At 54.7% G+C, this 25452-nt stretch carries 27 protein-coding genes and 1 other annotated feature; of the genes, 13 read left to right on the top strand and 14 right to left on the bottom strand.

Annotated features, from left to right (window positions below):
• Nucleotides 1-356: 356 nt before the first annotated feature.
• The 3 genes from clpB to rluD form a co-directional block, all read right to left on the bottom strand.
• On the bottom strand, nt 357-2930 hold the full coding sequence (gene clpB, locus C6A40_RS21475) for an ATP-dependent chaperone ClpB (RefSeq protein WP_008502466.1): 2574 nt from the start codon (nt 2928-2930) through the stop codon (nt 357-359).
• 129 nt (nt 2931-3059) lie between these two features.
• Entirely contained in the window at nt 3060-3791 is a 732-nt protein-coding gene (gene yfiH, locus C6A40_RS21480) for a purine nucleoside phosphorylase YfiH (RefSeq protein ID WP_045336571.1), read from the bottom strand.
• The gene (gene rluD, locus C6A40_RS21485) at nt 3788-4768 is read right to left on the bottom strand and encodes a 23S rRNA pseudouridine(1911/1915/1917) synthase RluD (RefSeq protein ID WP_008502468.1); all 981 of its coding nucleotides are present in this window, start codon (nt 4766-4768) and stop codon (nt 3788-3790) included. The genes yfiH and rluD overlap by 4 nt, the downstream gene beginning before the upstream one ends.
• A gap of 131 nt (nt 4769-4899) precedes the next feature.
• On the opposite strand from rluD, the gene bamD reads away from it, so the two are divergent.
• The 4 genes from bamD to pheA all read left to right on the top strand — a co-directional run bounded on the left by bamD (nt 4900) and on the right by pheA (nt 7674).
• Nucleotides 4900-5637, top strand: coding sequence for an outer membrane protein assembly factor BamD (gene bamD / locus C6A40_RS21490; RefSeq protein WP_008502469.1), 738 nt, complete (start codon nt 4900-4902; stop codon nt 5635-5637).
• A gap of 268 nt (nt 5638-5905) precedes the next feature.
• Nucleotides 5906-6247 (top strand): ribosome-associated translation inhibitor RaiA, encoded by a 342-nt coding sequence (gene raiA / locus C6A40_RS21495; protein WP_008502470.1) that lies wholly within the window; start codon nt 5906-5908, stop codon nt 6245-6247.
• 110 nt (nt 6248-6357) lie between these two features.
• Nucleotides 6358-6483: a sequence feature (Phe leader region), on the top strand.
• On the top strand, nt 6359-6406 hold the full coding sequence (gene pheL / locus C6A40_RS21500) for a pheA operon leader peptide PheL (protein WP_100249759.1): 48 nt from the start codon (nt 6359-6361) through the stop codon (nt 6404-6406). (Overlaps the previous feature by 48 nt.)
• Before the next feature lie 30 nt (nt 6484-6513).
• The gene (gene pheA / locus C6A40_RS21505; RefSeq protein WP_045336572.1) at nt 6514-7674 is read left to right on the top strand and encodes a bifunctional chorismate mutase/prephenate dehydratase; all 1161 of its coding nucleotides are present in this window, start codon (nt 6514-6516) and stop codon (nt 7672-7674) included.
• Here the strand turns inward: pheA and C6A40_RS21510 are convergent.
• Genes C6A40_RS21510 through aroF form a run of 3 tightly spaced genes read right to left on the bottom strand, consistent with a single transcriptional unit; the run spans nt 7671 to nt 10806 of the window.
• Nucleotides 7671-8543, bottom strand: a complete 873-nt coding sequence (locus C6A40_RS21510) for an SMP-30/gluconolactonase/LRE family protein (protein ID WP_045336576.1) — start codon at nt 8541-8543, stop codon at nt 7671-7673. The two genes, pheA and C6A40_RS21510, sit on opposite strands and share 4 nt — an antisense overlap.
• Before the next feature lie 60 nt (nt 8544-8603).
• Nucleotides 8604-9725, bottom strand: coding sequence for a bifunctional chorismate mutase/prephenate dehydrogenase (gene tyrA, locus C6A40_RS21515; RefSeq protein WP_008502473.1), 1122 nt, complete (start codon nt 9723-9725; stop codon nt 8604-8606).
• Between the two features lie 10 nt (nt 9726-9735).
• A complete protein-coding gene (gene aroF / locus C6A40_RS21520) occupies nt 9736-10806 on the bottom strand; it encodes a 3-deoxy-7-phosphoheptulonate synthase AroF (RefSeq protein ID WP_008502474.1) in 1071 nt (356 codons plus the stop codon).
• 214 nt (nt 10807-11020) lie between these two features.
• Here aroF and C6A40_RS21525 point away from each other — a divergent pair, with 214 nt between their 5' ends.
• From C6A40_RS21525 to C6A40_RS21540, 4 genes are all read left to right on the top strand, one after another.
• Nucleotides 11021-11395: a DUF2799 domain-containing protein gene (locus C6A40_RS21525; protein ID WP_008502475.1), complete on the top strand. Its 375-nt coding sequence runs from the start codon at nt 11021-11023 to the stop codon at nt 11393-11395.
• A gap of 138 nt (nt 11396-11533) precedes the next feature.
• A complete protein-coding gene (locus tag C6A40_RS21530) occupies nt 11534-12085 on the top strand; it encodes a YfiR family protein (RefSeq protein ID WP_021241999.1) in 552 nt (183 codons plus the stop codon).
• Nucleotides 12078-13298, top strand: a complete 1221-nt coding sequence (dgcN, locus tag C6A40_RS21535; RefSeq protein ID WP_021241998.1) for a diguanylate cyclase DgcN — start codon at nt 12078-12080, stop codon at nt 13296-13298. Before C6A40_RS21530 ends, dgcN begins: the two co-directional genes overlap by 8 nt.
• A gap of 12 nt (nt 13299-13310) precedes the next feature.
• Nucleotides 13311-13796, top strand: a complete 486-nt coding sequence (locus C6A40_RS21540; RefSeq protein ID WP_008502478.1) for an OmpA family protein — start codon at nt 13311-13313, stop codon at nt 13794-13796.
• Nucleotides 13797-13798: 2 nt separating this feature from the next.
• Here C6A40_RS21540 and C6A40_RS21545 read toward each other — a convergent pair whose 3' ends face one another.
• The 7 genes from C6A40_RS21545 to ffh form a co-directional block, all read right to left on the bottom strand.
• Complete coding sequence (locus C6A40_RS21545) at nt 13799-15178, bottom strand: PepSY-associated TM helix domain-containing protein (RefSeq protein ID WP_114191392.1); 1380 nt, start codon at nt 15176-15178, stop codon at nt 13799-13801.
• Nucleotides 15179-15214: 36 nt separating this feature from the next.
• Entirely contained in the window at nt 15215-15619 is a 405-nt protein-coding gene (locus C6A40_RS21550; RefSeq protein ID WP_023325900.1) for a DUF2946 domain-containing protein, read from the bottom strand.
• Nucleotides 15620-15751: 132 nt separating this feature from the next.
• Nucleotides 15752-16099 carry a 50S ribosomal protein L19 gene (rplS, locus tag C6A40_RS21555; protein WP_002914145.1) on the bottom strand — a complete coding sequence of 116 codons (348 nt, stop codon included), beginning with the start codon at nt 16097-16099 and terminating at the stop codon, nt 15752-15754.
• 43 nt (nt 16100-16142) lie between these two features.
• Nucleotides 16143-16910: a tRNA (guanosine(37)-N1)-methyltransferase TrmD gene (gene trmD, locus C6A40_RS21560; RefSeq protein ID WP_008502493.1), complete on the bottom strand. Its 768-nt coding sequence runs from the start codon at nt 16908-16910 to the stop codon at nt 16143-16145.
• Nucleotides 16911-16941: 31 nt separating this feature from the next.
• Entirely contained in the window at nt 16942-17481 is a 540-nt protein-coding gene (rimM, locus tag C6A40_RS21565; RefSeq protein ID WP_021241995.1) for a ribosome maturation factor RimM, read from the bottom strand.
• Between the two features lie 15 nt (nt 17482-17496).
• A complete protein-coding gene (rpsP, locus tag C6A40_RS21570) occupies nt 17497-17745 on the bottom strand; it encodes a 30S ribosomal protein S16 (RefSeq protein WP_003863133.1) in 249 nt (82 codons plus the stop codon).
• Nucleotides 17746-17861: 116 nt separating this feature from the next.
• Nucleotides 17862-19223, bottom strand: a complete 1362-nt coding sequence (gene ffh / locus C6A40_RS21575; protein WP_008502496.1) for a signal recognition particle protein — start codon at nt 19221-19223, stop codon at nt 17862-17864.
• Nucleotides 19224-19389: 166 nt separating this feature from the next.
• Between ffh and C6A40_RS21580 the strand changes: the two genes are divergently transcribed.
• Nucleotides 19390-20181, top strand: coding sequence for a cytochrome C assembly family protein (locus tag C6A40_RS21580; protein WP_032623031.1), 792 nt, complete (start codon nt 19390-19392; stop codon nt 20179-20181).
• A gap of 18 nt (nt 20182-20199) precedes the next feature.
• The gene (locus C6A40_RS21585) at nt 20200-21486 is read left to right on the top strand and encodes an HlyC/CorC family transporter (RefSeq protein ID WP_025759264.1); all 1287 of its coding nucleotides are present in this window, start codon (nt 20200-20202) and stop codon (nt 21484-21486) included.
• Between the two features lie 52 nt (nt 21487-21538).
• On the opposite strand, the gene grpE is transcribed toward C6A40_RS21585, so the two are convergent.
• Nucleotides 21539-22132, bottom strand: coding sequence for a nucleotide exchange factor GrpE (grpE, locus tag C6A40_RS21590; RefSeq protein WP_008502499.1), 594 nt, complete (start codon nt 22130-22132; stop codon nt 21539-21541).
• 122 nt (nt 22133-22254) lie between these two features.
• On the opposite strand from grpE, the gene nadK reads away from it, so the two are divergent.
• From nadK to bamE, 3 genes are all read left to right on the top strand, one after another.
• Nucleotides 22255-23133, top strand: coding sequence for an NAD(+) kinase (nadK, locus tag C6A40_RS21595; protein WP_008502500.1), 879 nt, complete (start codon nt 22255-22257; stop codon nt 23131-23133).
• Nucleotides 23134-23218: 85 nt separating this feature from the next.
• On the top strand, nt 23219-24880 hold the full coding sequence (gene recN / locus C6A40_RS21600) for a DNA repair protein RecN (RefSeq protein ID WP_045336583.1): 1662 nt from the start codon (nt 23219-23221) through the stop codon (nt 24878-24880).
• Between the two features lie 138 nt (nt 24881-25018).
• Nucleotides 25019-25357, top strand: coding sequence for an outer membrane protein assembly factor BamE (bamE, locus tag C6A40_RS21610; RefSeq protein WP_008502502.1), 339 nt, complete (start codon nt 25019-25021; stop codon nt 25355-25357).
• The last annotated feature ends 95 nt before the right edge of the window (nt 25358-25452 follow it).

Genomic DNA, 25452 nt, shown 5'->3' on the forward strand with positions numbered 1-25452 from the left:
TCGTCCGAGGACGTTAAGAATCCATGTCACTTTGAGTGCCCACACAGATTGTCTGATAAATTGTTAAAGAGCAGTGCCGCTTCGTTTTCGCTGCGGCGCGGGGTGTGCATATTACGCTTTCCCGCTTCAGAGTCAAGCGTTTATTTTCGCTATTCTCTGCTGACCCGGCGGCGTGCGTGCCGTTGTTCCGTGTCAGTGGAGGCGCATTATAGGGAGTAATTCCGAACCTGCAAGGATAAAGTGAAAATTATTTACTGACTGCTCACTTTCCAGGCAAACCTCACTCCAGATCTCAATTTTCGCCTGGTTTTTAAACAAAAACGAGCCGCAAGCGGCTCGTTTTTGCGTTTTGTGACTTACTGCACTGCCACAATGCGATCGTCGTTGGCTTCAAGACGGATAATTTTACCAGGAACCAGTTCCCCGGAGAGGATCTGCTGCGCCAGCGGGTTTTCGATCTGCTGCTGGATAGCACGTTTCAATGGACGCGCACCGTACACCGGATCGTAACCATTCTTACTCAGCAGTTTCAGCGCATCGTCGGAGATGTGAATTTCGTATCCACGCTCTTCCAGACGTTTGTACAGACGCTGCAGCTGAATCTGCGCAATCGACGCGATGTGTTTCTCACCCAGAGGATGGAATACCACCACTTCATCAATACGGTTGATGAACTCCGGACGGAAGTTATGGCTTACCACACCCAGCACCAGATCCTTCATGTGGCTGTAGTCCAGTTCACCGAAACGTTCCTGAATCAAATCGGAACCCAGGTTCGACGTCATAATGACAACCGTATTACGGAAGTCGACCGTTCTCCCCTGCCCGTCGGTCAGACGACCATCGTCCAGCACCTGAAGCAGGATGTTGAACACATCCGGATGCGCTTTTTCCACCTCATCCAGCAGGATGACGGAATAAGGACGACGACGCACCGCTTCTGTCAGGTACCCACCTTCTTCATAACCCACATATCCAGGAGGCGCCCCGACCAGACGCGAGACGGAGTGTTTCTCCATAAACTCGGACATGTCGATACGCACCATCGCATCGTCGCTGTCGAACATAAAGTTAGCCAGCGCTTTACACAGCTCGGTTTTACCGACACCCGTCGGCCCCAGGAACAGGAATGAACCAATCGGACGGTTCGGATCGGACAGCCCTGCACGGCTACGACGAATAGCATTCGATACCGCTTCAACCGCTTCATTTTGACCAATCACACGATTGTGGAGATCGTTCTCCATGCGCAGCAGTTTTTCACGCTCACCTTCCAGCATGCGCGCCACGGGAATACCGGTCCAGCGCGCCAGGACTTCCGCAATCTCGGCATCCGTCACTTTATTACGCAACAGACGCATCGTTTTACCTTCTGACTGCGTCGCTATCTCAAGCTGTTTTTCCAGCTCAGGAATTTTGCCGTACTGCAGCTCTGACATTCGCGCCAGGTCGCCCACGCGTCGCGCCTGCTCAATGGCAATTTTTGCCTGTTCGAGTTCAGCTTTGATGGTCTGCGTACCAGAAAGGGAGGCTTTCTCGGCTTTCCACTCTTCTTCAAGCTCAGAATACTGGCGCTCTTTATCGTCCAGCTCTTCATTGAGCATATCGAGACGTTTCTTACTGGCTTCATCAGACTCTTTCTTCAGCGCCTGCTGTTCCAGCTTGAGCTGAATGATGCGTCGGTCGAGTCGGTCCAGCTCTTCCGGCTTCGAGTCAATCTGCATACGAATGCTCGACGCCGCTTCATCAATCAGGTCGATCGCTTTATCCGGCAGCTGACGGTCAGCAATATAACGATGCGAAAGCGTCGCCGCCGCAACGATGGCCGGGTCAGTGATCTGCACATGGTGGTGCAGTTCATAGCGCTCTTTCAGACCACGCAGGATGGCGATGGTATCTTCAACGCTTGGCTCGGCAACAAACACTTTCTGGAAACGACGTTCCAGCGCAGCATCTTTCTCAATGTACTGACGGTACTCATCCAGCGTGGTGGCACCGACGCAGTGAAGTTCACCGCGCGCCAGTGCAGGTTTCAGCATGTTCCCGGCATCCATTGCGCCGTCTGCCTTACCGGCACCGACCATGGTGTGCAGCTCGTCGATAAACAGGATGACGTTACCTTCCTGTTTCGCCAGATCGTTCAGCACGCCTTTCAGACGCTCTTCAAACTCACCGCGGTATTTCGCACCGGCCACCAGTGCGCCCATGTCCAGCGCCAGTACGCGGCGGCCCTTCAGACCTTCCGGCACTTCACCGTTCACAATACGCTGCGCCAGCCCTTCAACAATCGCGGTTTTACCGACACCCGGTTCACCTATCAGTACCGGGTTGTTCTTGGTACGACGTTGCAGTACCTGAATGGTACGGCGGATTTCTTCATCACGGCCGATCACCGGGTCAAGTTTGCCCTGTTCAGCACGCTCGGTCAGATCGACCGTAAATTTCTTCAAAGCCTGACGTTGGTCTTCGGCTCCCTGATCGTTCACGCTTTCACCTCCGCGCATGTTCTCAATCGCCTGAGTCACATTGGCGGTGGTCGCACCGGCAGATTTCAGCAGGTCGGTCAAGGTACCGCGTGATTCAAGCGCCGCCAGAACAAACAGCTCTGACGAAATAAAATTGTCCCCACGTTTTTGCGCCAGCTTGTCGCAAAGGTTCAGGACGCGCACCAGATCCTGCGACGGCTGAACGTCGCCGCCGGTCCCTTCGACCTGCGGTAAACGGCTCAGCGCCTGATCGATAGCGGTGCGTAACTGGCCAGCATTAATGCCAGCGGACGTTAATAAAGGACGTACCGATCCCCCTTCCTGATTCAGCAAGGCGCTCATTAGATGAAGAGGTTCGATAAATTGGTTGTCGTGCCCCAGTGCGAGGGACTGGGCATCGGCGAGAGCAAGCTGGAATTTATTAGTAAGACGATCCAGACGCATAACTCCTCCCATAACAGGTCAAATTTGCTACTGGAGATTAAATGAGGTCATCCCTCAATTATTCAAGGTTAATGACCTGAATTATGTGAAAAGAAAACGGCACGTGCCGGATCGTCTTGATTCTTTAGGTTATATCAGCCAAATGAAACTTGCCATACGGCCCGTCGTCTTGTCGCGGCGATAAGAGAAAAAATCACCCTTTTCGGTGAAGGTGCAGCGATCGCCGCCGAAGATCTGCGTCACGCCGACGCGGTTCAGGCGCTGGCGGGCGAGCTGGTAAATATCGGCCAGATATTTATCCCCCGAAGGCAGGAAGGCGTCCACCGCTTGCGGATCTTTTTCCATAAAGGCTTCGCGAACTTCCGGCCCCACTTCAAAAGCGCGAGGGCCAATGGCCGGGCCAAGCCAGGCCATAATATTGGCGGGCTCATCCTTAAAGCAGGCGACGGTCTCTTCCAGCACGCCTTCACACAGTCCACGCCAGCCCGCGTGCGCTGCAGCCACCTCGGTGCCTGCACGGTTGCAGAACAGCACTGGCAGACAATCGGCGGTCATTACGGCACAAACGGTTCCCGGAGTATTGCTGTAAGAGGCATCAGCGCGTTTGGAAGCATAGGGCTCTCCCGTCAGCTTCAGCACCGCCTTGCCATGAACCTGTTCCAGCCAGACCGGTTTCGACGGCAGGTTCCCCGCTGCAAACAGACGCCTGCGGTTCTCTTCCACGTGTTCCAGGTTATCGCCACAGTGTGCGCCGAGGTTCAACGACTCCCACGCGCCCTGGCTCACACCGCCAGTGCGGGTTGAACTGCAGGCAGCCACGCCGGCAGGCAATGGCCACTCCGGGACAATCAGTTTGGTCATAACCAGTCCACTTGATCCTTATGTTCTTCGAAATCAGCACGCATGGCGTCAATAAGGTCCACCATATCCTGCGGGATAGGCGCATGCCACTCCATCTGAATACCGGTGATAGGGTGATAAAGACGCAGCATGGTCGCGTGCAGCGCCTGACGGTCGAATTTACGCAATACGCTGATGAACTCATCCGATGCGCCTTTAGGCGGACGCGGACGACCACCGTAGACCTGATCCCCCACCAGCGGATGGGTAATGTGGGCCATATGCACGCGGATCTGGTGAGTACGTCCGGTCTCCAGACGCAGACGCAGGCGCGTATGAATACGGAAGTGCTCCATAATGCGGTAATGCGTCACCGCCGGTTTACCCATCGGATGCACCGACATATGGGTACGCTTGGTTGGGTGACGGCTAATGGGCTCTTCCACCGTCCCGCCAGAAGTCATATGCCCAATGGCTACCGCTTCATACTCACGGGTGATTTCGCGCAGCTGCAGCGACTCCACCAGACGTGTCTGAGCAGGAACGGTCTTCGCCACCACCATCAGACCGGTAGTGTCTTTATCCAGACGGTGCACGATGCCCGCGCGCGGAACATCCGCGATCGGCGGATAGTAATGGAGAAGTGCGTTAAGTACCGTACCGTCAGGGTTTCCCGCACCTGGATGAACAACCAGGTCGCGCGGCTTGTTGATCACCAGAATGTCATCATCTTCATAGACGATGTCCAGTGGGATATCCTGCGGCTCGAAGCGGATTTCCTCTTCGATTTCAGCATTGATGGCGACAGCTTCCCCACCTAACACTTTCTCTTTTGGTTTGTCCCAGATCTTGCCGTTTACCATCACGCGCTGGTCAAGGATCCATTCTTTTATGCGTGAACGCGAATAATCAGGGAACAATTCGGCCAAAGCCTGATCTAAGCGTTGACCGAGCTGATTTTCGGAGACTGTTGCGGTGAGTTCTACTCGTTGTGCCATAAACTGCTTCTTCGTTTAACGTTGGGTTTTACGGCTTTGCCGTTTAATATAGTGTGCTATTGTAGCTGGTCTTAATCGGGAGCAGGAACAGAGTTTCTCCCGGACAAACATTTGAGGAAAGTCAAAACGTCATGACGCGCATGAAATATCTGGTGGCAGCGGCCACGTTGAGCCTGGCTTTGGTGGGCTGCTCCGGTTCAAATGAACAGGTCCCTGACAATCCGCCGAATGAAATCTATGCGACTGCACAACAAAAGTTGCAGGACGGTAACTGGAAACAGGCGATAACGCAACTGGAAGCGTTGGATAATCGCTATCCATTTGGTCCGTATTCGCAGCAGGTACAGTTAGATCTCATCTACGCATACTATAAAAATGCCGATCTGCCGCTGGCTCAGGCAACCATCGATCGTTTCATGCGTCTGAACCCGACTCATCCTAACATCGACTATGTGATGTACATGCGCGGGCTCACCAACATGGCGCTGGACGACAGTGCGCTGCAGGGCTTCTTCGGCGTGGATCGTTCCGACCGTGACCCGCAGCATGCGCGTGATGCCTTCAATGACTTTTCTAAACTGGTGCGCGGCTATCCAAACAGCCAGTACGTGACCGACGCCACCAAGCGTCTGGTGTTCCTGAAAGATCGTCTGGCGAAATATGAATACTCCGTGGCGGACTACTATACCCGCCGTGGCGCATGGGTTGCCGTGGTTAACCGCGTAGAAGGTATGCTGCGTGATTACCCGGATACTCAGGCAACGCGCGACGGCCTGAAGCTGATGGAAAATGCTTACCGTCAGATGCAGATGACCGCTCAGGCTGAAAAAGTGGCGAAAATCATCGCCGCGAACAGCAGCAACACCTGATTTTGCCTCAATGCAAAACGGCAGCCCGAAGGCTGCCGTTTTTTTATTCGTTTCTGAGCGTCGCTGAAGCGCGTTAGCCTCAACACATCCAGTCAACTATGGCCTCAATTTTTGCCTTCTACAAGGTAAATCTCACCTCTTCCTGCCCTGCCTCACAAAAAAGATTCCCTGACAAAAACCGACAAAATAACGTGATCTAAATCACACATTTTGACATTAGGTCGGGTATGCTGGAATCACCAAGACGGAAAGACAAGAGGTAAAATTTATGACAATGAACATTACCAGTAAACAAATGGAAATTACTCCGGCAATTCGCCAGCACGTCGCAGACCGTCTCGCCAAACTGGATAAATGGCAAACACATTTGATTAATCCACATATCATCCTGTCCAAGGAGCCGCAGGGTTTCATCGCTGACGCAACTATCAATACTCCAAACGGCCATCTGGTCGCCAGCGCAAAACATGAGGATATGTACACCGCAATTAACGATTTGATCAACAAGCTGGAACGGCAGCTCAATAAAGTGCAACACAAAGGTGAAGCCCGTCGCGCCACAACGTCGGTGAAAGACGCCAGCTTCGCGGAAGAAGTTGAAGAAGAGTAATCCTTTAAATTGAGTGTACCGCCAACGCGCCTTCGGGCGCGTTTTTTGTTTTTTATTGACAGGGTGAAAACAGTACGGGTACTTTAACGGTATCACTCACAGGATGACTTTATGAAACTTACGCCGTTCTTCTTCGCATTCTTTTTTACCTTCCCCTGAACGGGAGGCGTTTCGTCGTGTGATAAAGAATGCGAAGACGAACAACAAGGCCTCCCACACCGGGGGGCCTTTTTTATTGATAACGATAAGATGAGACAGGCAACACTATGACATCGGAAAACCCGTTACTGGATCTGCGCGTAAAAATCAGCGCGCTGGATGAGAAACTGCTGGCGCTGCTGGCCGAACGCCGCGCCCTTGCCGTTGAAGTGGGCAAAGCCAAGCTGGACTCCCATCGTCCGGTCCGTGATATCGACCGCGAGCGGGATCTGCTGGAACGTCTCATTCAGCTCGGCAAAGCGCATCATCTCGATGCCCACTACATTACCCGGCTGTTCCAGCTCATCATCGAAGACTCCGTTCTGACCCAGCAAGCGCTACTCCAGCAGCACCTCAATAAAACCAATCCGCACTCTGCGCGTATCGCTTTCCTCGGGCCAAAGGGCTCCTATTCTCACCTGGCCGCACGCCAGTATGCCGCTCGCCATTTCGAAGAATTTATTGAAAGCGGCTGCGCGAAGTTTGCCGACATTTTTAACCAGGTCGAGACCGGCCAGGCGGATTACGCCGTGGTGCCGATTGAAAACACCAGCTCCGGCGCCATCAACGACGTCTACGATTTGCTGCAGCACACCAGCCTGTCGCTGGTCGGCGAGCTGACGATCCCTATCGATCACTGCGTGCTGGTCTCCGGTTCAACGGACCTGAACACGATCGAAACGGTCTACAGCCACCCGCAGCCGTTCCAGCAGTGCAGCCAGTTCCTGAACCGCTATCCAAACTGGAAAATTGAGTACACCGAAAGCACCTCGGCGGCGATGGAAAAAGTCGCCCAGGCGAACTCTCCCACCGTCGCGGCGCTCGGCAGCGAAGCGGGCGGCGCGCTGTATGGTTTACAGGTGCTGGAACGCAACCTGGCGAACCAGACGCAAAATATTACCCGCTTCGTGGTGCTGGCCCGCAAGGCAATCAATGTGTCTGACCAGGTACCGGCCAAGACTACGCTGCTGATGGCCACCGGCCAACAGGCCGGTGCGCTGGTTGAAGCCCTTCTGGTGCTGCGTAATCACAATCTGATCATGACCCGGCTGGAATCGCGCCCAATCCACGGTAACCCGTGGGAAGAGATGTTCTACCTTGATATCCAGGCCAACCTGGAGTCTGCTTCCATGCAGAAAGCCCTGCGCGAGCTGGGCGAGATCACGCGTTCCATGAAGGTGCTGGGCTGCTACCCGAGCGAAAACGTCGTTCCGGTCGATCCAATCTAACGTTCGATAAAACGGCTTTTCTTCATCCCTGCCACGCTCACCGGCAGGGTGAAGATGGCGCCGGAGAGCGGATATTTCGCTACCTCCTCCGCCTCCATATTCTCCCGCGTGGTGGTAATAAACAGCGTTTTCATATCATCGCCGCCAAAGCAGACCATCGTCGGGCAACGTACCGGCATGCGATACTCTTCCAGCTGCTCCCCTTGCGGTGAAAAACGCGCGATGCGCCAGCCGTCAAACAGCGCGCTCCAGTAGCAGCCTTCCACATCCATCGCCGCGCCGTCCGGTATCCCCTCGCCCTCTTTAAACTGACGAAACACTTCTCGCTTACCCGGTTCGCCCTGCTCATCAAGCGACGTACGATAGATCACACCATTTGGCGTATCTGAGGTAAACATCCACTGCTTATCCGGGCTAAACGCTAAGCCATTATGCCCGTGGATATCGCACTGGATCACCTTCGGCGTCAGGTCGTTGTCGATGCGCATCAGCAGGGCACCGTTGTAATCTCCCGGCCCCCAGAACGTGCCCGCATAGAACCGGCCCAGATGGTCGGTGCCTCCATCGTTAAAACGCGCCAGCTGCGGGTTAGAGGGGTTATCACACACCTTGCGGCGCAGCAGGCCGTGTTTATCGGTCAGCCAGATACCCGTTCGCATCGCAACGATAAAACCACCCTGCTCACGCAGCGCGAAACACCCCACCTCCTCGTGGAAAGAGAGTACGGTGTGTTCCGCCGTCGGCAGATGGTAGCGGTGGATCTCGCCTTCCAGAATATCGGCCCAGTAGAGCGCCTGCTCTTCGGCGCTCCACGTCGGGCATTCAGGCAAATGCCCGGTGTAATTCAACAGCAGGTGCGGTTCGGCCATGACAGTTCCCCAAAATGAAAAAAGCCAGCATTGCTGGCTTTCAGTATATACATCATCGCATTACTGGCGACTGTCATTTGCCTGGCGCAACAACGTCCGGCTCTCATTCTGGAAACGCTGCGCATAATCGCCAAACCAGTGCTCGACCTTGCGGAAGCTGTCGATAAACGCCTGCTTGTCTCCGTGCTCAAGCAGCGTAATGGCTTCTCCAAAGCGCTGATAGTAGCGCTTGATCAGTGCCAGGTTGTTTTCGGAGGACATAATAATGTCCGCGTACAGCTGCGGATCCTGCGCGAACAGACGCCCAACCATCGCCAGCTCCAGACGATAGATAGGTGAAGAGAGCGCCAGCAGCTGTTCAAGCTGCACGTTCTCTTCCGCCAGATGCAGGCCGTAGGCAAACGTGGCAAAGTGGCGCAGCGCCTGAATGAACGCCATGTTCTGGTCGTGCTCAACCGCGCTGATGCGGTGCAGTCGCGCGCCCCATACCTGAATCTGTTCCAGGAACCACTGATAGGCTTCCGGCTGACGACCGTCGCAGTAAACCACCACCTGCTTAGCCAGGCTGCCGCTGTCCGGACCAAACATCGGGTGCAAACCCAGCACCGGCCCGGTATGCGCAGCCAGCATTGCCTGCAGCGGACCATTTTTGACGGAGGCCAGATCCACCAGGATACAGTCTTTCGGTAAAGGAGGAAGCTTCCCGACGATCTGCTCCGTCACGTGGATCGGCACGCTGACGATAACCATCCCGGCATCTTTCATGAGCTCCGGCGCCTGCGCCCAGTCCTCTTTTTCCAGAATGCGCACCTGATAGCCAGAAAGCGTCAGCATTTTTTCAAACAGACGCCCCATCTGTCCTGCCCCGCCGACAATCACCACCGGCCGCAGGGTCGGGCAAAGGGTTTTGAACCCCTTGTCGTTTTCGCTGGAATAGGATTCCCGCATCACGCGACGCAGGACGTCTTCAATCAAGTCCGGCGAAACGCCCAGCGCCTGCGCCTCTTTGCGACGGGAGGCGAGCATAGAAGCTTCGCGCTCCGGGACGTAAATCGGCAGGCCGTATTTGCTTTTCACCTCACCGACTTCGGCAACCAGCGCCATGCGGCGCGCCAGCAGATCCAGCAGCGCCTTATCCACTTCATCAATTTGATCGCGCAGTGCGGTCAATTCAGCAACCATAACTACCCTCTTAAGCCAGACGCGTCGCCAGCTGGCCGCTTAAATCTTTATGGATCTCACGCAGCAGTGCATCGGTGGTCTCCCAGCTGATGCAGGCATCCGTCACGGAGACGCCGTGCTTCATGGCACTGCGCGGTTGTTCAGATGATTGATTGCCTTCATGAATATTGCTCTCAATCATCAGACCGATAATCGAACGGTTGCCATCTTTGATCTGGGCGACCACGGATTCCGCAACCGCAGGCTGACGACGGTAATCTTTATTCGAATTACCATGACTGCAATCTACCATCAGTGCCGGGCGCAGTCCCGCCTGCTCCATCTCTTTTTCACACTGCGCCACGTCCGCCGGACTGTAGTTCGGGGCTTTCCCGCCGCGCAGGATCACGTGCCCGTCCGGGTTACCCTGAGTTTGCAGAAGGCAGACCTGGCCCGCCTGGTTGATACCGACGAAACGGTGCGGCATGGCGGCCGCGCGCATGGCGTTGATCGCCGTCGCCAGGCTGCCATCGGTACCGTTTTTAAAACCAACCGGCATCGACAGGCCAGACGCCATCTCGCGGTGGGTTTGCGATTCCGTGGTACGCGCGCCAATCGCGGACCAGCTGAACAGATCGCCAAGGTATTGCGGGCTGTTCGGATCCAGCGCTTCGGTTGCCAGCGGCAGGCCCATGCTGACCAGCTCCACCAGCAGGCGACGCGCAATCTTCAGGCCTGCTTCCACATCAAACGAGCCATCCATGTGCGGATCGTTAATCAACCCTTTCCAGCCAACGGTAGTACGTGGCTTCTCAAAATAGACGCGCATCACCAGGTAGAGGCTATCGCTGACCTCCTCCGCTAATGCTTTAAATCGACGAGCGTACTCAATGGCGGTTTCAGGATCGTGAATAGAGCAAGGACCACACACCACCAGCAGGCGCGGATCGCGGCCGGCGATGATGTCAGAAATGGTCTGGCGCGAGTGCTCAATCTGAGCCTCCTGCGCGACGCTCAGCGGAAATTCTGCTTTCAGCTGATCCGGAGTAATTAAAACCTGTTCGTCAGTGATATGTACGTTGTTCAGCGCGTCTTTTTGCATGATGGCGATCCTGTAAAGCTCGTTTGCGATAGTTGTTTTCCTCAATGAGGTGAAACCACGATACCATAAAAAGTAAACATTTCAATCCAAAATACGTACACATTAATTTACATCGGCCAATTTATTGCAAAAATCAGCCGTCAAAAACGTAAAGTTTAAATTACAGACATACTTTCTTAAGCCAGGCTATGCTGAAATAAAAAGGAGAATGGCTATGCGTTCAATTGCTCTCACGCTGTTGTCGCTGTTTTTAACGGGCTGCCAGATCAATCCTTATACCTTCCAGCCCGACTGGACCAGTCCATCCTGGTTTGATGCCGGTAAAGAAGACGCCATGAATGGCCTGCCGGTTAAAGATAACCAGACCCTGGCCGATAGTTTTAACGACACCCACGTTGATCGTAGTGAATATCTTCGCGGCTATGCCGATGGTCAGAAGAGAGTCTGCGAAGAAGGGTTTATTCACGCCTGGGGATTAGCGGGCAAATCTTTCCCTGCCAGTTGCGATACTGCTGAAAACGCGGCAAAACTGCGTGCGTCATGGCAAAAAGGGATGGATGAAAGTATGCGCTCCAGCAGACTCAATTAAGTCTGTTTTTAATCACCGGAAAATAAACAACAGTAGGATTTAGCTTAGGTTGACCTGAGGCTATTTCTGACATAATGACGGCTCTGACAAACAATGGTATTCTGCCCGCAACTCTTAAGGACATCTATTTCCAGAGCGATGTGGCGGATTCTGGTGAGAAATTTATTCTTGATCTCTTTTTTCCGACTCACTCTGGTGTTAATGCTGTTCATTATGGTGGGCCCAGCGACGGCAGGCACGCTCACGGAAACGGATAAATCGGTACGCTCGATAGTCTCAGGCATTGTGAGCTATACGCGATGGCCGTCACTATCCGGGCAGCCTAAACTCTGCATCTATGCCACTTCTCACTATACGCACGCGCTTAGCGGCGACGAAGGGCACAACGAGTTACCCTATACTCCCGCTATTGTACATAACGATCGGGAAGCCCTGGCCGCGACGTGCGATGCGATTTATTTCGGGTCTGAATCACCGGCAAAACAACTTGAATTAATAAGCCAATATCAGGGCAGAGCATTGCTATTAATCTCAGAGCAAAATCCGGAATGTGTAATTGGCAGTGCCTTTTGCCTGATGATCGATCGTGGCCAGGTCCGGTTCTCCGTCAACCTGGATGCATTGACGCGCAGTGGCGTAAGAGTCAATCCGGATGTATTAATGCTGGCACGGAATAAGCAGCATGGATAAAGATTTCACTTCAACGCCACGGCCGACGTTTAAAAGAACGTTGAGGCGAAACAGCATGATAAGCGTCATTATCACGATGACGTTAATATGGCTGTTGCTCTGTTTTGCTTCCGTTGTGACGTTAAAACAATACGCGCAAAAGAATCTCGAATTAACCGGCGCCACGATGAGCCACAGCCTAGAAGCCTCGCTGGTTTTCAACGACTCGCTGGCGGCCAACGAAACGCTTGCAGCCCTGGGCAAACAGGGGCAGTTTGCCGCGGCGGAGGTGATTAACGCGCATAAAAAGCGGTTCGCCTACTGGTCCTGGAACCCGGAAGATAACAACGACACGCTGGGCGCGCTGGTCAGCCGCTGGCTTTTCCCCGTACCGGTTGCGCAGCCCATCATGCATAACGGCTTAACGATCGGCGAAATCCGCCTTACCGCGCGTGACAGTCTGATCAGCCATTTCATCTGGACGTCGTTTGCCGTACTGACCGGCTGCATTCTCTTTGCCGCCGTGGTCGCGCTCGTCATTACCCAGTCTTTGCATCGTGGAATGGTCACGGCCCTGCAGAACATTACCGACGTCGTTCATGACGTGCGCACGAACCGAAATTTCTCCCGCCGGGTGAAAGACGGCCGTATCGAAGAATTTCACCAGTTTGGCGAAGACTTCAATAGTCTTCTGGATGAAATGGAAGAGTGGCAGCTGAAGCTTCAGGCGAAAAATGCCCAGCTGTTGCGGACCGCCATGCACGACCCGCTTACCGGTCTTGCCAACCGCGCGGCGTTTCGTAACAGCATTGCGGCATTAATGAATGACCCTTCAGCCAGAACAAACTCGGCCCTGCTCTTCCTCGACGGTGATAATTTTAAGTTTATTAACGACACCTGGGGACACGCGGCAGGAGACTGCGTGCTGATCGAAGTCGCCAGCAGGATGATGGAGTTTGGCGACAAACGTCATCAGTCCTACCGTCTTGGCGGTGACGAATTTGCCATGGTGCTGTACGGCGTGCACTCTGAGCTTGAGGTTCAACATATTTGTGCTGCGCTTTCGCAGCAGTTTATCCGTCCGTTTGATCTTCATAACGGACAAAAAGCATCGATGTCACTCAGCATTGGCTTTGCTCTGGCGTGGGAAAATACTTCCGTGGAAGCATTACTGGAGAGGGCTGACCGCAACATGTACCAGGTTAAAAACCAGCGTACGAAAACAATAAGTTAGAAAGGATACACTATGTTAAAACGTTACTTCGCGCCCTTAGTACTGGCCTCACTGGTTCTGGCAGGCTGCCAGTCGCCGCCGGAAGGCAAATTCACTCCTGAGCAAATTGCGGCGATGAAGTCTTACGGTTTTAACGAACTGAACGGTGACTGGTCGCTTGGGATGTCGGACACCATCCTGTTTGATAAAAATGACGCCAGGCTGCGATCGGAGAGTGAAACGCAGATCCAGTCCATGGCCTCTCGCCTGGCGGAAACCGGCCTGACCCACGCGCGAATGGACGGTCACACAGATAACTACGGGGAAGAGAGCTACAACGAAGCGCTCTCGTTAAAACGCGCCAACGCCGTGGCCGATGCCTGGGCGAAGGGGGCAAATATCCCGCGCAGCAATCTCACCACGCGGGGATTAGGTCAAAAATACCCGGTTGCGAGCAACAGTACCTCACAAGGGCGCGCTGAAAACCGCCGCGTCGCAGTGGTAATCAGCACGCCATAAGGCTATTTAGCGGAGGATTCGGCGAGCGTCACCCTGGTTGCCGCTCGCCAGCGCAGCCAGTCCACCAGAACAAACAGCGCCAGACTCACGCCCATCACTGGCAATGCCAGTCCCAACAGTACGCTGATTAACACCGTAACGCCTCTTCCCCACACTGACAAGGCAAGCCAGCTCTGGCAAAGCGTCTGTACCGGACTCACTGCCGATTGCGCCGGATGACGCATCCACCACATTCGGTATCCCCAGATAATGAGCACGCAAAGGGCAAGACCGAAAGCCAGCAGCAGCAGCTGGTTCGCCAGGCCGAATAAGATCCCCATATGGAAATCCACGCCCCAGCGGGTCAGTTTTGCCATTAGCGGGAAATCCTCGAATCGGATCCTGTCCAGTACCTGCATCGTATGAGGATCAACCGCCACGGCGTCCACCTGGGTCGGCCAGCTGCGATCGATTTCCGTCACGGTCCAGGCGCGATCCATCGTTTTCGCCGGGCGGATCTCCAGCTTGCTGGCATCAATACCCGCGTTACGCGCCGCGCTTAACACGCCGTCAAACTGCGTCAAATTCATCGCCATTTCCGGCATCACCATTCCACCGTGATGACCGCGGTGTTCGGCATGTTCATCCATGACCTCATGTTGGCCGTGTTGGCCGGATAGCGTCGTGTTCACCTGCGGGGTGAGCCAGTTCATCTCTGCACGCAGCTTATCCACGTTTCCGCCAGCCCACTGGGACCAGGTCAGGCCGGTTGCGGAGAACAGCAGCATTCCACCCAGCAGGCTCCAGCCCAGCGTCACGTGTACCCGACGCCGGTTCTGGAAGCGATTGTTGATCCGCCGTTTGGGCCGGGTATAACACCACAGGGCAATACCGCCCAGCGCGGCGACCCACATCCACGAGGCCGCAAGCTCGCTGTAAAGGCGCCCAATGTCGCCCAGCATCAGGGACGTATGCAGGTAATCAATGGTCTGACGCAGGGGTAAAATCCCGCTGGTGCCGTATACCGTCAGATCTCCCAGCACCGTCAGGCTTACCGGATCGATAAAGATAGCCCGGTTCTCCGATGGCCCAAGTTTCGGGTCAGCGAACATCACGCGGGTGGTTTCGCCCTCAACCAGCCCCGGACGAACGGCGTGCAAACGTAAATCTGATCCAGCGGTTTTTTCCGCCACGGCGATTTGTTCCGCCAGAGGATGTGGCTCGCCCACGGAATCTGTGTGGAGCGCGTGCCGGTAGAGCGCGTTCTCCAGCTGTGGGGTCGCCACGTACAGCGTTCCGGTCAGCGCGGCGAAGAAGATAAACGGGCCGACAAACAGCCCAACGTAGAAATGAAGGCGACGCAGCAGGTTTCCCCATGCCGCGCGCGAGGTGCAGGTAGTCATACTTTTCCTTTTTAAGGCAAAAAGTTATCGATATTTTTAAAGGGAAAAAGCAGACTGCCGCGGCGGCGCGCGGGTATCAGGGTAAAGCCAGGGGAAGAAGTGCCAGTGCTTGACCGCCTGACGCGGCGGCTTAACGCGAAGCCTCTGCAGCACCACGCTGAGCAGGACGATGAGCGCCAGCATCACGCCAGGGACATGCGCTAACAGCACGCAGTAGCCGCACGCTTCCGCATGGTCGACAGGCATCGTGTGCGGCATATCGCCGTGATGCTCGTCCATCAACATCATGCTCATGTCATGATGCATGCCCGGCATGGCGCTCATGGGATCTTTCTGCAATGAGACGGAGATAAGGGGTGCTACCACGATCAGCAGGATCGCAAACAGCGCGGTCAATGCCGCTGCGCGTTTCCAACTATGCTGATGCAGTACGTTATCCACTTCCCCTCCATTCAAGAGGCAAGCATTGTAAATGATTTATGACGAAAGGGTTAACGCGAGAGGTGCGATGGAATAAAAAAAGGGCCGGCCTTTCGGCCAGCCCTTTCTAACAGGATGTCGCTTAAGCGAATCTTAGTTCAGACGCTCTTTAATACGAGCAGACTTACCAGTACGCTCACGCAGGTAGTACAGTTTAGCTTTACGTACAGCACCACGACGTTTAACAGCAATGCTGTCAACTACCGGAGAGTGAGTCTGGAAGACACGCTCAACGCCTTCGCCGTTGGAAATTTTACGAACAGTGAATGCAGAGTGCAGACCGCGGTTACGAATAGCGATAACCACGCCCTCGAATGCCTGCAGACGTTTTTTGGAACCTTCAACAACCCATACTTTCACTTCCACGGTGTCACCTGGACGGAAGGAAGGTACGTCCTGCTTCATCTGCTCTTGTTCAAGTTGCTTAATAATGTTGCTCATAATTTAATCTCTTATCCTGGGTAAACTGATATTCGGGAGCGTATTACGCATTCCCATCATGTTCATGCTGCTGTTGCGCGTGTTCAGTTTTGAACTCGGCCAGCAACTTTGCTTGCTCTTCAGTCAGAGCCAGGTTTTCCAGAAGTTCAGGTCTTCTAAGCCAGGTTCGGCCCAGCGACTGCTTCAAACGCCAGCGACGTATCTCGGCATGGTTTCCAGACAGTAACACTGCCGGTACTTCCATCCCTTCTAACACTTCAGGACGGGTATAGTGTGGACAGTCCAGCAACCCATCGGCAAAGGAATCTTCCGTTGCCGAAGCTTCATGGCCCAGTACTCCCGGAATGAACCGGGCGACGGAGTCAATCAGCGTCATTGCGGGTAACTCACCACCGCTGAGAACGTAATCGCCGATAGACCATTCTTCGTCAATCTCGGTTTGAATTACGCGCTCATCTATCCCTTCGTAGCGACCACAGACCAGAATCAGTTTTTGATTCGTCGCCAGTTCGCTGACGCCCGCTTGATCAAGCTTGCGTCCCTGAGGTGACAGATAAATCACCTTTGCGCCTTCACCTGCCGCGGCTTTTGCTGTGTGAATGGCGTCCCGTAAGGGTTGCACCATCATTAGCATCCCCGGTCCGCCGCCGTAAGGACGATCGTCCACGGTACGGTGCCGGTCATGAGTAAAGTCACGCGGACTCCAGCTCTGGATGCTCAGCAGGCCATTCTTTACTGCCCGGCCAGTTACCCCGTAATCGGTAATCGCGCGGAACATTTCAGGAAACAGGCTAATTATGCCAATCCACATAGCGCCGTCTTTTACCGTTTATCCGGAGAATTTAAAAACCAGGATCCCAATCTACTTCAATGGTTTGAGTAGTGAGATCGACTTTCTTGATAACCTGTCCATCGAGGAACGGGACCAACCGCTCCTTGATGCCAAATGCATCTTTCAGGTTTGCCTTAATGACGAGAACGTCATTTGACCCGGTTTCCATCATATCGATGACTTTCCCCAGGCTGTAGCCTTCAGTAGTGACTACCTGGCAACCCATAAGGTCTTTCCAGTAGTAGTCGCCCTCTTCCAGCTGTGGCAACTGCGACGAATCCACGACAATTTCACAATTAGTCAGCGCATTCGCGGCATCACGATCGTCAACGCCTTTCAGCTTGATGATGATGTCCTGATTGTGGTGACGCCAGCTTTCCAGCTCGACCTCTTCCCACTTACCGCCTTTCTGGATAAACCAGGGCTGGTAATTAAAAATGCTATCAGCGTCTTCAGTGGAGGAAAACACTCTGAGCCAACCACGGATACCGTAGCAAGAACCCATTTTTCCCAATACGATCGGTTCAACAGGTGCTTTATTGCTCATCATGACCACCGTGACAGATTAAGCTGCTTTGTTTGCTGCTTTGATCAGCGTAGCAACGCGATCGGAAACAGTAGCGCCCTGGCCAACCCAGTGAGCGATACGATCCAGATCCAGACGAGTTTCTTCTTCTGCGCCAGCGGCCAGTGGGTTGAAGAAACCAACGCGCTCGATGAAGCGACCGTTGCGTGCATTACGGCTGTCAGTCACAACAACCTGGTAGAACGGACGCTTTTTAGCGCCGTGACGTGCTAAACGAATAGTTACCATAACATCCTCTTGTGTGAATAAAACAACCGGGCCCCATCGAGGAACGGAGCCCGGGTGTCATATTAAAAGCCCGAAAATTTTACTCATTTTCGGGCAAAAAGCAATCTCAAAAGCGATTAACGCCCTGGAAAACCGGGAGGCATCATCCCTTTCATGCCGCGCATCATCTTCGCCATGCCGCCTTTCTTCATTTTCTTCATCATGCGCTGCATGTCGTCGAACTGTTTCAGAAGGCGGTTAACGTCCTGCACCTGCATGCCGCAACCGGCTGCGATACGGCGTTTACGGGAACCTTTGATGATGTCCGGGTTAGCGCGCTCTTTCAGCGTCATCGAGTTGATGATCGCCTCCATACGCACCAGCACCTTGTCATCCATCTGCGCTTTCACGTTGTCAGGGATCTGGCCCATGCCCGGCAGTTTGCCCATCAGGCTGGCCATGCCGCCCATGTTTTTCATCTGACGCAGCTGCTCAAGGAAGTCAGTCAGATCGAAACCGTCACCTTTTTTCAGCTTGCTGGCCAGCTTCTCGGCCTGCGCGCGGTCAACCTTGCTTTCGATATCTTCGATCAGCGACAGCACGTCGCCCATGCCGAGAATACGGGAGGCAATACGATCCGGGTGGAACGGCTCCAGCGCTTCGGTTTTCTCACCCACGCCGAGGAATTTGATCGGCTTGCCGGTGATGTGGCGAATCGAAAGGGCCGCACCGCCGCGGGCGTCACCGTCCACTTTGGTCAGCACCACGCCGGTTAACGGCAGCGCTTCGTTAAACGCTTTCGCGGTATTCGCCGCATCCTGACCGGTCATGGCGTCGACGACAAACAGGGTCTCTACCGGGTTGATAGAGGCATGCACCTGCTTGATCTCGTCCATCATCGCTTCGTCAACGTGCAGACGACCGGCGGTATCCACCAGCAGCACGTCGTAAAACTTCAGCTTCGCCTCTTTAAGCGCGGCGTTAACGATATCGACAGGCTTCTGCGCCACGTCGGACGGGAAGAAATCCACGCCGACCTGCTCTGCCAGGGTTTCCAGCTGCTTGATCGCCGCCGGGCGATAGACGTCCGCAGAGACCACCAGCACTTTCTTCTTGTGCTTTTCGCGCAGGAATTTACCCAGCTTACCGACGCTGGTGGTTTTACCCGCACCCTGCAGGCCCGCCATAAGCACCACGGCCGGTGGCTGAGCGGCCAGGTTAAGCACCTGGTTCTCTTCGCCCATCGCCGAAACCAGTTCGTTACGAACGATTTTGACGAACTCCTGACCCGGGGTCAGGCTCTTGTTAACTTCATGACCAACCGCCTTCTCTTTCACGCGGTTGATAAAATCACGAACAACCGGCAACGCGACGTCTGCTTCCAGCAGCGCCATGCGCACTTCGCGCAGCGTTTCCTTGATGTTGTCTTCAGTAAGGCGTCCGCGGCCGCTGATGTTGCGCAGCGTGCGCGACAAACGATCGGTTAAATTATCAAACATTGTCTCTCGCCTGAGTAGAAACGTTGGGCCGCCATGAGCGACACATACACAGAATTTTGCCGGAGTATAACATGAAGGCGCCTTTGTTGTTATGCAACGGTTGGAGCAGGCGTCACGTAACGTTATACTGCTTCTCTTTCTTATTAAGACAACTGTCGATGCCTATATGCCTGTTTTCGCACTGATCGCCCTTGTTGCCTACTCTGTCAGCCTCGCGCTGATTATTCCCGGACTGCTGCAAAAAAACAGCGGCTGGCGGCGCATGGCTATTCTTTCGGCGGTGATCGCACTGATTAGCCACGCCTTTGCGCTGGAATCACGCATTATCCCCGGCGACGGCAGCGTGCAAAACCTGAGCGTGCTGAACGTCGGCTCGCTGGTCAGCCTGATGATCTGTACGGTAATGACCATCGTCGCGTCTAAAAATCGCGGCTGGCTGCTGCTGCCGATTGTCTACACCTTCGCGCTGATCAATCTGGCCCTCGCCACCTTTATGCCTAATGAGTTCATTACGCATCTGGAGGCGACGCCGGGGATGCTGGTGCATATCGGCCTGTCGCTCTTTGCCTACGCGACGCTGATCATCGCCGCGCTTTATGCCATGCAGCTCGCCTGGATTGACTACCAGCTGAAAAACAAAAAACTGGCGTTTAACCATGAAATGCCGCCGCTGATGGTGATTGAGCGTAAGATGTTCCACATCACCCAGGTGGGCGTGGTGCTGCTGACGCTCACGCTCTGCACCGGGCTGTTTTACATGAAGAACCTGTTCAGCGTGGAGAATATCGATAAAGCGGTGCTCTCCATCATCGCGTGGTTTGTCTATATTGTCCTGTTATGGGGCCATTATCATGAAGGCTGGCGCGGTCGTCGCGTGGTCTGGTTCAACGTCGCGGGTGCGGGCATTCTCACCCTTGCCTATTTTGGCAGCCGCTTCATACAGCAATTTGCTGGCTAAGAAACAAAGGAGTTCCCCCTGGAACACATCTCAACCACCACGCTGATCGTTATCCTGATCGTCATGGTGGTCATCTCCGCCTATTTCTCCGGCTCGGAAACCGGCATGATGACCCTGAACCGCTACCGGTTACGTCATCGTGCTAAACAGGGTAACCGCGCCGCCCGTCGCGTTGAAAAACTGCTCCGCAAGCCGGATCGCCTGATTAGCCTGGTGCTCATCGGCAACAACCTCGTCAACATTCTGGCCTCTGCCCTCGGCACCATCGTCGGGATGCGCCTGTACGGCAACGCCGGGGTGGCGATTGCCACCGGCGTGCTGACGTTCGTGGTGCTGGTGTTTGCCGAAGTGCTGCCGAAAACCATCGCCGCGCTTTACCCGGAGAAGGTCGCCTACCCGAGCAGCTTCCTGCTGGCACCGCTGCAGATCCTGATGATGCCGCTGGTCTGGCTGCTGAACATGGTGACGCGCGTTCTGATGCGGATGGTGGGAATCAAAGCCGACGTCACCATCAGCAGCGCGCTCAGCAAAGAGGAGCTTCGCACCATCGTGAACGAATCCCGCTCGCAGATCTCCCGACGTAATCAGGACATGCTCCTGTCGGTGCTCGATCTGGAAAAGGTGAGCGTGAACGACATCATGGTGCCGCGTAACGAAATCGTCGGTATCGACATCAATGACGACTGGAAAGCCATCGTTCGCCAGCTGACGCACTCCCCGCACGGGCGCATTGTGCTGTACCGCGACTCGCTGGATGACGCCATCAGCATGCTGCGCGTGCGCGAAGCCTACCGTCTGATGACCGAGAAAAAAGAGTTCACCAAAGAGGTGATGCTGCGCGCCGCCGACGAGATTTACTACGTGCCGGAAGGAACGCCGCTCAGCACGCAGCTGGTGAAATTCCAGCGCAACAAGAAGAAAGTCGGCCTGGTGGTCAATGAGTACGGCGATATCCAGGGGCTGGTGACGGTCGAAGATATTCTGGAAGAGATTGTCGGGGACTTTACCACCTCCATGTCGCCTTCCCTCGCGGAAGAGGTCACCCCGCAAAACGACGGATCGGTGCTGATTGACGGAAGCGCAAACATTCGTGAACTCAACAAAGCCTTTAACTGGCATTTGCCGGAGGATGAGGCTCGCACCATTAACGGAATGATTCTGGAAGCGCTGGAAGAGATCCCGGCCGCGGGCACGCGGGTGCGCATTGAGCAGTACGATATTGATATCCTGGACGTGCAGGACAATATGATCAAGCAGGTGAAAGTCCTGCCCGTTAAACCCCTGCGCGAAAGTATCGCGGAGTAAGGTTGTAGGCCGGGTAAGGCGAACGCCGCTACCCGGCACTACGGATAGCGAATTACGCTTTCGCTTTCGCCACGGTCACCATCGCAGCGCGGATGGTACGGCCGTTCAGGGTATAGCCTTTCTGCATCACGCCCAGCACTTTACCGGCTTCAATCTCTTCAGATTCAACCATCGCAATGGCCTGGTGAACGTTTGGATCCAGCGGAACGTCGGTATCGGCAATCACTTCCACGCCAAACTTACGCACCACGTCGAGCATGGATTTCAGCGTCAGTTCGATACCTTCGATCATCGCCGCGTTGTCCGGATTCGCTTTGTCAGCCACTTCCAGCGCGCGATCGAGGCTATCGATCACCGGCAGCAGTTCGTTGACGAATTTCTCCAGCGCGAACTTGTGCGCCTTCTCAACGTCCTGCTCGGTACGACGACGCAGGTTTTCCATTTCCGCCTTGATGCGCAGAACACTGTCGCGTTCGCGATTCTGTGCTTCTACCAGCTGGGCTTCCAGATTCGCAATTTTTTCATCGCGCGGGTCCACCTGCTCAGCAGATGCGTCTGGCTCTACAGCCTCAACTTCATCGTGCTGTTCCGTGATAATTTCTTCAGGGGCTTGCCCCTCAGGCGTTTTCTGTTCTTTACTACTCATGAATTTCTCCGCGTTTTTCTGCATTCATCTCGCTAACTTCGCTTATTATGGGGATCAGTTTCCGGGATTCAAGGGAACAAGACAGATTGTCATCATTCATCAGGCACAAGGACCTCCAGAAAATGAATAATCATTTCAGGTGTATTGGGATCGTCGGGCATCCGCGTCACCCTACCGCACTAACGACACATGAAATGTTGTATCGCTGGTTGTGTAGCAAAGGCTATGAAGTGATGGTCGAGCAGCAGATTGCCCAGGAACTGCAGCTGAAGAGCGTCAAAACCGGCACGCTGGCGGAAATTGGCCAACAGGCCGATCTCGCCGTGGTGGTGGGCGGCGACGGCAACATGCTCGGCGCGGCCCGCACGCTGGCGCGTTATGACATCAAGGTCATCGGCATCAACCGTGGCAATCTCGGTTTTTTAACCGACCTCGACCCGGACAATGCGCAGCAGCAGCTGGCCGACGTGCTGGAAGGCCACTATATCAGTGAAAAACGCTTTTTACTGGAAGCGCAGGTGTGCCAGCAGGACTGCCAGAAACGCATCAGCACCGCCATTAACGAGGTTGTCCTTCACCCTGGCAAAGTGGCGCACATGATTGAGTTCGAAGTCTATATCGACGAAATCTTTGCCTTCTCTCAGCGTTCCGACGGGCTGATTATCTCGACACCGACCGGCTCAACCGCCTACTCGCTTTCTGCCGGCGGCCCGATCCTGACGCCCTCATTGGATGCCATTACCCTGGTGCCAATGTTCCCGCACACGCTCTCCGCCCGCCCGCTGGTGATCAACGGCGACAGCACGATCCGTCTGCGCTTCTCGCACCGCCGTAACGACCTGGAGATCAGCTGCGACAGCCAGATAGCGCTGCCTATCCAGGAAGGTGAAGATGTGCTTATTCGCCGGTGTGATTACCACCTGAATTTGATACATCCTAAAGATTACAGCTATTTCAACACATTAAGCTCGAAGCTTGGCTGGTCAAAAAAATTGTTCTGATTTTGCATCCAGGACTTTACTGTATATAAAACCAGTTTATACTGTATGAAAACACAGTTATGGTTTTTCATACAGGAAAACAATTATGCTGGCACAACTGACCATCAGCAACTTTGCCATTGTTCGTGAGCTTGAGATCGATTTCCACAGCGGCATGACGGCGATCACCGGGGAAACCGGTGCGGGTAAATCCATTGCCATTGATGCCCTCGGCTTGTGCCTTGGCGGCCGCGCCGAGGGCGACATGGTGCGCATGGGCGCAAACCGTGCCGACCTGTGCGCCCGTTTCTCCCTGAAAGACACCCCTGCCGCCCAGCGCTGGCTGGAACAGAACCAGCTTGAAGATGGACGTGAGTGTTTACTTCGCCGCGTTATTAGCAGCGACGGTCGCTCACGCGGCTTTATCAACGGCACAGCGGTCCCGCTCTCCCAGCTCCGTGAACTCGGCCAGCTGCTTATCCAGATCCATGGTCAGCACGCGCATCAGCAACTCGTCAAACCCGAACAGCAGAAAGCGCTGCTGGATGGTTATGCGGGTGAGTACGCGCTTACTCAGCTTATGGCAGAGCACTATCGCCAGTGGCATCAGAGCTGCCGCGAGCTCGCGCAACACCAGCAGCAAAGCCAGGAGCGCGCCGCCCGTGCGGAGCTGCTGGAATACCAGCTCAAAGAGCTGAACGAATTCAACCCGCAGCCGGGTGAGTTTGAGCAAATCGACGAAGAGTACAAGCGCCTGGCGAACAGCGGTCACTTGCTCTCAACCAGCCAGAATGCGCTCAACCTGCTGGCGGATGGCGAAGACGTGAACCTTCAGAGCCAGCTGTATAACGTCCGTCAGCTGCTTACCGAACTGGTCGGCATGGACAGCAAACTGTCTGGCGTCCTGGATATGCTGGAAGAGGCGGCCATTCAGATCTCTGAAGCCGGTGACGAACTTCGCCACTACTGTGAGCGTCTGGATCTCGACCCGAACCGTCTTTTTGAGCTGGAGCAGCGTATCTCCCGTCAGATCTCGCTGGCGCGCAAGCACCACGTTACGCCGGAAGAGCTGCCGGGCTACTATCAGTCTCTGCTGGACGAGCAGCAGCAGCTTGACGATCAGGCTGACTCGCAGGAGACCCTCTCTCTGGCGGTGACTCTGCACCATGAACAGGCGCTGGCGACAGCGCAAAAGCTGCATGAAATTCGTCAGCACTATGCTCAGGAGTTAAGCCAGCACATTACCGACAGCATGCACACGCTGGCGATGCCGCACGGCGTCTTCACCATTGACGTTCGCTTTGAAGAGAACCACCTGACGGCGGAAGGTGCAGATCGTATCGAATTCCGCGTCACCACCAACCCCGGGCAGCCGCTGCAGGCGATCTCCAAAGTGGCCTCAGGCGGTGAACTGTCGCGTATTGCGCTGGCGATTCAGGTGATCACCGCGCGTAAAATGGACACCCCGGCGCTGATTTTCGATGAAGTGGATGTCGGCATCAGCGGTCCGACGGCGGCGGTGGTGGGTAAACTGCTGCGCCAGCTCGGCGAATCAACGCAGGTGATGTGTGTCACCCACCTGCCGCAGGTCGCGGGCTGTGGCCATCATCACTTTATCGTCAGCAAAGAAACCGACGGCGAAATGACCGAAACGCACATGAAGCCGCTGGATAAACGTGCGCGTCTGCAGGAGCTGGCACGCCTGCTCGGCGGCAGCGAAGTCACGCGTAACACACTCGCGAACGCGAAAGAACTGCTGGCGGCATAAACTTTTTCGGGATCTCAGGGTCATACAGAACAACAAAAACGCCGCCAGACCGGTTTCAAAGTGGGGCAAGGTCTATTATCATCGGCATATTACATATGAGCCGCGTTCTGCTCGGGCCCGAAAAGGAATCAAATCACTATGCGTTGTAAAATGCTGACCGCTGCCGCAGCGGTTCTTCTGATGTTGACCGCAGGCTGTTCCACTCTGGAGAAAGTGGTTTACCGTCCTGACATCAACCAGGGGAACTACCTTACCCCTAACGATGTGTCCAAAATCCGCGTGGGGATGACACAACAGCAGGTCGCTTATGCACTGGGAACCCCGATGATGTCCGATCCGTTCGGCACTAACACCTGGTTCTATGTATTCCGCCAGAAGCCGGGCCATGAAGATGCGACCCAGCAGACCCTGACGCTGACCTTCAGCAGCGCCGGTGTGTTGACCAACATCGACAACAAGCCTGCCCTGACTAAATAATCCGGTGTCAGAAATGCAAAAAGGTGCTCATTGAGCACCTTTTTTGTATCTGAGTTCTTACGAAGAATCGTAGCCCCGGTAAGCGCAGCGCCACC

The sequence above is a fragment of the Enterobacter sp. GER_MD16_1505_Eko_090 genome (assembly GCF_003331015.1).
Classification (GTDB): domain Bacteria; phylum Pseudomonadota; class Gammaproteobacteria; order Enterobacterales; family Enterobacteriaceae; genus Enterobacter; species Enterobacter roggenkampii.

Coding starts and splice junctions, on each gene's coding strand:
- clpB (WP_008502466.1), bottom strand. CDS start 2,930: ATGCGTCTGGATCGTCTTACTAATAAATTCCAGCTTGCTCTCGCCGAT.
- yfiH (WP_045336571.1), bottom strand. CDS start 3,791: ATGACCAAACTGATTGTCCCGGAGTGGCCATTGCCTGCCGGCGTGGCT.
- rluD (WP_008502468.1), bottom strand. CDS start 4,768: ATGGCACAACGAGTAGAACTCACCGCAACAGTCTCCGAAAATCAGCTC.
- bamD (WP_008502469.1), top strand. CDS start 4,900: ATGACGCGCATGAAATATCTGGTGGCAGCGGCCACGTTGAGCCTGGCT.
- raiA (WP_008502470.1), top strand. CDS start 5,906: ATGACAATGAACATTACCAGTAAACAAATGGAAATTACTCCGGCAATT.
- pheA (WP_045336572.1), top strand. CDS start 6,514: ATGACATCGGAAAACCCGTTACTGGATCTGCGCGTAAAAATCAGCGCG.
- C6A40_RS21510 (WP_045336576.1), bottom strand. CDS start 8,543: ATGGCCGAACCGCACCTGCTGTTGAATTACACCGGGCATTTGCCTGAA.
- tyrA (WP_008502473.1), bottom strand. CDS start 9,725: ATGGTTGCTGAATTGACCGCACTGCGCGATCAAATTGATGAAGTGGAT.
- aroF (WP_008502474.1), bottom strand. CDS start 10,806: ATGCAAAAAGACGCGCTGAACAACGTACATATCACTGACGAACAGGTT.
- C6A40_RS21525 (WP_008502475.1), top strand. CDS start 11,021: ATGCGTTCAATTGCTCTCACGCTGTTGTCGCTGTTTTTAACGGGCTGC.
- C6A40_RS21530 (WP_021241999.1), top strand. CDS start 11,534: ATGTGGCGGATTCTGGTGAGAAATTTATTCTTGATCTCTTTTTTCCGA.
- dgcN (WP_021241998.1), top strand. CDS start 12,078: ATGGATAAAGATTTCACTTCAACGCCACGGCCGACGTTTAAAAGAACG.
- C6A40_RS21540 (WP_008502478.1), top strand. CDS start 13,311: ATGTTAAAACGTTACTTCGCGCCCTTAGTACTGGCCTCACTGGTTCTG.
- C6A40_RS21545 (WP_114191392.1), bottom strand. CDS start 15,178: ATGACTACCTGCACCTCGCGCGCGGCATGGGGAAACCTGCTGCGTCGC.
- rplS (WP_002914145.1), bottom strand. CDS start 16,099: ATGAGCAACATTATTAAGCAACTTGAACAAGAGCAGATGAAGCAGGAC.
- trmD (WP_008502493.1), bottom strand. CDS start 16,910: ATGTGGATTGGCATAATTAGCCTGTTTCCTGAAATGTTCCGCGCGATT.
- rimM (WP_021241995.1), bottom strand. CDS start 17,481: ATGATGAGCAATAAAGCACCTGTTGAACCGATCGTATTGGGAAAAATG.
- rpsP (WP_003863133.1), bottom strand. CDS start 17,745: ATGGTAACTATTCGTTTAGCACGTCACGGCGCTAAAAAGCGTCCGTTC.
- ffh (WP_008502496.1), bottom strand. CDS start 19,223: ATGTTTGATAATTTAACCGATCGTTTGTCGCGCACGCTGCGCAACATC.
- C6A40_RS21580 (WP_032623031.1), top strand. CDS start 19,390: ATGCCTGTTTTCGCACTGATCGCCCTTGTTGCCTACTCTGTCAGCCTC.
- grpE (WP_008502499.1), bottom strand. CDS start 22,132: ATGAGTAGTAAAGAACAGAAAACGCCTGAGGGGCAAGCCCCTGAAGAA.
- nadK (WP_008502500.1), top strand. CDS start 22,255: ATGAATAATCATTTCAGGTGTATTGGGATCGTCGGGCATCCGCGTCAC.
- recN (WP_045336583.1), top strand. CDS start 23,219: ATGCTGGCACAACTGACCATCAGCAACTTTGCCATTGTTCGTGAGCTT.
- bamE (WP_008502502.1), top strand. CDS start 25,019: ATGCGTTGTAAAATGCTGACCGCTGCCGCAGCGGTTCTTCTGATGTTG.